General features: G+C 48.3%; 1 rRNA gene. It reads left to right on the plus strand.

What is annotated here, in order from left to right:
* The first annotated feature begins 115 nt into the window (after positions 1 to 115).
* Positions 116 to 3,020 (plus strand): 23S ribosomal RNA (locus LQK79_RS20675).
* Positions 3,021 to 3,033: the final 13 nt, after the last annotated feature.

A 3,033-nucleotide genomic window follows, 5' to 3' on the forward strand; every position in this document is an offset into this window, starting at 1 on the left:
TTGTACTTTGAAAATTGCATAGTAAGTAAAGTTATTTTAATAAATTAAGTTAAGGCAAAGTTTAACTTTGTAATTGATTTAATATAATATATTTTTTCGAAATATATTCTTTAAAGGTCAAGCTACAAAGGGCACATGGTGAATGCCTTGGCACCAGAAGTCGAAGAAGGACGCGATAAGCTGCGATAAGCTTCGGGTAGGCGCAAATAGCCTGTGATCCGGAGATTTCCGAATGGGGAAACCCTCATGATTAACATCATGAACTGTATACTGAATTCATAGGTATACAGGGGCACACCCGGGGAACTGAAACATCTAAGTACCCGGAGGAAGAGAAAGAAAAATCGATTTTCTTAGTAGCGGCGAGCGAAAAGGAAAGAGCCCAAACCGGAAACTTGTTTCCGGGGTTGCGGATAGATCACAATGCTTAATATCTTAACCGAATATCTCTGGAAAGTGAAACCATAGAAGGTAACAGTCCTGTAGGTTAAAAGAGAAAAAAGCCGATCTACTCCAGAGTACCACGAGACACGTGAAACCTTGTGGGAAGCTGGGAGGACCACCTCCCAAGGCTAAATACTAACTGGTGACCGATAGTGAAGAAGTACCGTGAGGGAAAGGTGAAAAGAACCCCGGAAGGGGAGTGAAATAGAACCTGAAACCGTGTGTCTACAACCGGTCAAAACACATTTAAGTGTGATGACGTGCTTTTTGTAGAACGAGCCAGCGAGTTACGGTATGCAGCAAGGTTAAGCACCTAAGGTGCGGAGCCGAAGGGAAACCAAGTCTGAATAGGGCGACTAGTTGCATGCTGTAGACCCGAAACCGAGTGACCTATCCATGGACAGGGTGAAGCGGAAGTAAAATTCCGTGGAGGCCCGAACCACATTGGTGTTGAAAAACCATGGGATGAGCTGTGGATAGGGGAGAAATTCCAATCGAACTCGGATATAGCTGGTTCTCCTCGAAATAGCTTTAGGGCTAGCGTTGCATATGAATACTGGAGGTAGAGCACTGAATGAGGTAGGGGCTGACAACAGTTACTGAACTCTATCAAACTCCGAATGCCAGATATTATTAGTGCAGCAGTCAGACTGCGAATGATAAGATCCGTAGTCAAAAGGGAAACAGCCCAGACCACCAGCTAAGGTCCCAAAGTATAGATTAAGTGGAAAAGGATGTGGGATTTCTAAGACAACTAGGATGTTGGCTCAGAAGCAGCCATACATTAAAAGAGTGCGTAATAGCTCACTAGTCAAGAGATCCTGCGCCGAAAATGTCCGGGGCTAAAATCTAACACCGAAGCTGTGGACTCGTACTTCGTACGAGTGGTAGAGGAGCATCCTGTATGGGCAGAAGTCATACCGAAAGGAGTGGTGGACTGTACAGGAGAGAGTATGCTGGCATAAGTAGCGAGAACTAAGTGAGAATCTTAGTGGTCGAAAATCTAAGGTTTCCTGAGGAAGGTTCGTCCGCTCAGGGTAAGTCGGGACCTAAGCCGAGGCCGAAAGGCGTAGGCGATGTACAATCGGTTGATATTCCGATACCACCAAACGACGTTATCAGAAATGGGATGACGCAGAAGGATAGGATGTGCACACTATTGGATGTGTGTCTAAGCACTGAGGGTGAATAAGCAGGTAAATCCGCTTATTCTTAAGCCTGGGGTGTTACGGGGAAGGAAATTTATTTCCGAAGTATCTGATTTCATGCTGCCAAGAAAAGTCTCTATCGAGGAGTTTGGTGCCCGTACCGCAAACCGACACAGGTAGATGAGGAGAGAATCCTAAGACCATCGGAAGAATTGCTGTTAAGGAACTCGGCAAATTGACCCCGTAACTTCGGGATAAGGGGTGCCTACGAGAGTAGGCCGCAGAGAATAGGCCCAAGCAACTGTTTATCAAAAACACAGGTTTCTGCTAAAGCGAAAGCTGAAGTATAGGAGCTGACGCCTGCCCGGTGCTGGAAGGTTAAGGGGATTGCTTAGCGCAAGCGAAGGCATGAACTTAAGCCCCAGTAAACGGCGGCCGTAACTATAACGGTCCTAAGGTAGCGAAATTCCTTGTCGGGTAAGTTCCGACCCGCACGAATGGCGTAATGATTTGGGCACTGTCTCAACAGCAAATCCGGCGAAATTGTAGTGCAAGTGAAGATGCTTGCTACCCGCGATTGGACGGAAAGACCCCGTAGAGCTTTACTGTAGTTTAGCATTGAGTTTCGGTATTGTCTGTACAGAATAGGTGGGAGGCTAGGAAGCAGTTTCGTCAGGGACTGCAGAGCCATCTTTGGGATACCACCCTGACAGTATTGAGATTCTAACCGGAGGCCATGAAACTGGCCACGGGACATAGCTAGATGGGCAGTTTGACTGGGGCGGTCGCCTCCTAAAAAGTAACGGAGGCGCCCAAAGGTTCCCTCAGCGCGGTTGGAAACCGCGCGAAGAGTGCAAAGGCAGAAGGGAGCCTGACTGCGACACATACAGGTGGAGCAGGGACGAAAGTCGGGCTTAGTGATCCGGTGATTCCTCGTGGGAGGGTCATCGCTCAACGGATAAAAGCTACCTCGGGGATAACAGGCTGATCTCCCCCAAGAGTCCACATCGACGGGGAGGTTTGGCACCTCGATGTCGGCTCGTCGCATCCTGGGGCTGAAGTAGGTCCCAAGGGTTGGGCTGTTCGCCCATTAAAGCGGCACGCGAGCTGGGTTCAGAACGTCGTGAGACAGTTCGGTCCCTATCCGTCGCGGGCGAAGGAAATTTGAGAGGAGCTGTCCTTAGTACGAGAGGACCGGGATGGACTGACCTCTGGTGTACCAGTTGCCGCGCCAGCGGCACGGCTGGGTAGCTATGTCGGGAAGGGATAAACGCTGAAGGCATCTAAGCGTGAAGCCCACCTCAAGATAAGATTTCCCATAACACAAGTTAGTAAGACCCCTGAAAGAACATCAGGTTGATAGGTTAGAGGTGTAAGGATGGTAACATTTTTAGCTGACTAATACTAATAGGTCGAGGGCTTGACCAAATATAAAATAACA

It is taken from the genome of Clostridium guangxiense, from assembly GCF_021043395.1.
Lineage (GTDB): Bacteria > Bacillota > Clostridia > Clostridiales > Clostridiaceae > Clostridium_S > Clostridium_S guangxiense.